Source organism: Paludibacterium sp. (genome assembly GCF_019232825.1).
In the GTDB taxonomy this organism is placed as follows: domain Bacteria; phylum Pseudomonadota; class Gammaproteobacteria; order Burkholderiales; family Chromobacteriaceae; genus Paludibacterium.
Window position 1 is genome coordinate 1 of record NZ_JAFAND010000116.1, and the last position, 3,084, is coordinate 3,084.

Consider the following 3,084-nt stretch of genomic DNA (forward strand, 5'->3'; position numbering starts at 1 on the left):
CGCGGCGCGTTGCTGCCGATCCTCGTCCACGTACGCGGCCAAACCGTCGACATGCCCCGCTTTCATCGCCTTGGCGACGCTGGCTGCGGAAAGTTTGCTTCCCACCTCGTTGCGGCGGATGGACTCGAACTTGATCGGCTTGAGCACGCCAATGCGGTCGATTGTCCAGCGAATGGCCGGCTTCCAGTGAATCGCCTCGAGAATGCCGCGCGCGGCCGAGGGTGTGATCACGTCGTAGGACACGCGCTCGACTTTCATCTCCGGCCGCGTGAAGCACGCACGCTCACCCCATACGTGTAAACGAATTCCGTAACTCATCCTGCCCCCTTGTTACTCTCAGTCACATCACCACACGGTCTTCTCCGCCTCGACAAACGTCGGGTTATCCCAGCGCAAGCCGAATGCCGGGTCGTACAAGTCTTCATTAACCAATCGCACGAACTGCTCGCCAAAACGCTCGGGGTTCACCGGCTGAATCGCGCCGGCGGCGCGAAGTTCGGCAAAGGCGCTGCGAGGTACTTGAACCAGATAAGGTTGCAGTTGGCGGGCGATGGGGCTCACACCCTGGACATACGCCAAATCGTCCAATAGCCGGCGAGCGTCGTCGTCGAACGGCACAATGACCGGCATCAGCGCCGATTCGATCATGCGGAACTTACTGGCCAGATATTCAAATGGCAGGTTCTCCAGGCGGCTATCGGCCAGCCGCTTCAGCAGTTCGGCCTTATCCAGCGTGTTTTCGCCTTGCTGCCAATACAGCAGACGAAAGTAGTGCTGCATCATGTCTTGCGCCAACGGCGAGCCGTGATGATTGCGCAGCACTTCGCGCGCGGTCTGGGCGAACTGACGCAAGTCGGGCGGCGCGGGCCAAGCGTCACTGCGAAATACCAACACCTCGCTGTCCGCCAGCGGACGTTTCCCCTCGCGATTACAACGCCCGGCAGCTTGAGCAATCGCATCCAGCCCCGCTTCGGCTCGCCAAACGGTGGGAAAATCGACGTCCACGCCAGCCTCGATCAGGCTCGTGGCCACCAACCGCACCGGGCGGCCGTCTTTCAAATCGGTACGAATGGCGGTCAACATCTCGCTGCGATGCTTGGCACACATCAGCGTGGTCAGGTGCCGGGCGCCGGGCAATGCCGCGATACGCTGATACAAGTCACGGGCATGACGGCGGCTATTGACGATGCACAATGCCTGGGGCGAATCGGCAAAGCGCGCGGCCAGCGATTCATCCTCTACCGGACCAATGTGTCGTACCGTCACACGCTCCAGCGCCTGAAACAGCCGCGGCGGCTCGGGCGCCAACTCGGTGACGTTCGTGAAACCGCCGGGGAAGTGCTCGGCCTGCAAGGCCGGTTGCGTCGCGGTGCACAGCACAGCGCTCACGCGGTAATTGCGCGCCAGTTCATCCAACGCCGCCACGCAGGGGCGCAACTGCGCCAAGGGCAACGCCTGCGCTTCATCCAAGATCACCACGCTACCGGCGATATTGTGCAGTTTGCGGCAGCGAGCAGGCCGCGCGGCGTGCAGGCTTTCGAAAAACTGTACTGACGTCGTCACAACCACCGGCCAATCCCAGTTCTCCATTGCCAGCGCCAGCTTGTCGCGCGCCTCGGGTTCTTTGCCGGGATCATCGCTAAAGGCGCTGTGGTGCTCCAGCACCGCTACGTCCCCCAGATCGCCGAAAGCGCGTCGGAATACACCGGCGGTTTGTTCGACGATGCTGGTGAACGGAATGACGTAAATCACGCGCCGTAAGCCATGGGCAATGGCGTGGTCGAGCGCAAACGCCAGCGATGCTAGCGTCTTGCCGCCGCCCGTCGGCACCGTCAGGGAAAATAGACCGGGCGCATGCGCGGCTTTGGCGCGCACCGCTTGTAGAATCTCGCCACGTAGGCGATTCACCTCGCCCTGGTCGGGTAATGTCGCCAGGTGGGTATCTAACTGCGCACGCAGTTGTACGAGCGTGACAGGCGAGCCGCGCGCAGGTTTGGGATGGGGATCAAATCGGCGGTAGTACGCCTCGGTATCCAAGTAATCGGCATCGACAAGACAAGAAAACAGCATGCGGGCGAGGAAGGTTTGCTGAAACCCCAGACGTGTTTTATCGAGACGAAACCCCTGGGGCGAAGGGAGCGGTTGATCCGGTAAATGAATTTCCTGCCGCCAAGCCCCATCTAGCTCAGGCAGATCCGACGTCATACGATCATGCAAAGAAGGCCTATCGCCACGCTCACGTCCATTCGCCAGCCCCGCATGGTGCCCGGCGATACCATATGCCAACAACAATCCAGGCAAGCCGTATTTTTCGTGTGCGATCAGCGCGCCACGGGTGGCATGATCCACGCGATCGCCACCACGCAACCGTTGCTGGAACTTGTCGGTATATTTGCCGAGGTCGTGCAGCAATCCGCTGACCTCGCCTAATGACCCTGCCCCGAAAACATCAGCAAATTGCCCCGCCGATTGGCCGACCGTATGCAGATGTTCCGCTAACGGTTGCCAACCACTCTCATCGCCCGTGTCGTTGGAATGCGCGAAAAACATGGTTTTCCTATCGCACCTATCATCAACCGGCAGCATACCATTTGGTTGACAAATCAAGCCATAAAATGATTTTGGTATTAATTCTCTCTCGCGATACAAAGGACCAAACCCTCCCGGGCTTGACCCTTTCTCCATACTCAATCGATCACGAATCCCGCCTTACAACACCTCCGCCAGTTCCATCGCCTGATCGCGCAACGTGCGGTACGGCGCCTCCAACAGCGCGTTGACGCTGGCCGCCGCCACCGGCTCTTCGCCGGCGCTCGAGAGCAGGCTGCGCGCCGCGTGCAGTGTGGCCACCGCGTCGACCAGACTATGCACCGCACGCTCAAGCCGCGGTTGTGCCGCCACCGCTTGATCGAACAGCGGCAGCAGTTCGTCCAGTCCCGTGGCTTGCAGCAACTCGCCACCGGATTGACGCAGACGCGTCAAACGGTCTTGCAGGGTAGAAACATGAAGGGAGTTGAGTTCGGTCGCCATATGGCATCTCCTTACTGAGAGAGGCCCACCCAGTCAGGGGTGGGAGGCTGACCT

3 protein-coding genes are annotated in these 3,084 nt (G+C 60.5%); all 3 read right to left on the reverse strand.

Annotated elements, in window-relative coordinates:
- Positions 1 to 318: type I-C CRISPR-associated protein Cas5c (gene cas5c, locus JOZ06_RS14835; protein WP_293233778.1), on the reverse strand; the 318-nt coding region annotated here is incomplete at its 3' end.
- A 27-nt stretch (positions 319 to 345) separates the two neighbouring features.
- On the reverse strand, positions 346 to 2,550 hold the full coding sequence (locus JOZ06_RS14840) for a CRISPR-associated endonuclease Cas3'' (protein ID WP_293233780.1): 2,205 nt from the start codon (positions 2,548 to 2,550) through the stop codon (positions 346 to 348).
- 159 nt (positions 2,551 to 2,709) lie between these two features.
- A complete protein-coding gene (locus JOZ06_RS14845) occupies positions 2,710 to 3,030 on the reverse strand; it encodes a hypothetical protein (RefSeq protein WP_293233782.1) in 321 nt (106 codons plus the stop codon).
- Positions 3,031 to 3,084: the final 54 nt, after the last annotated feature.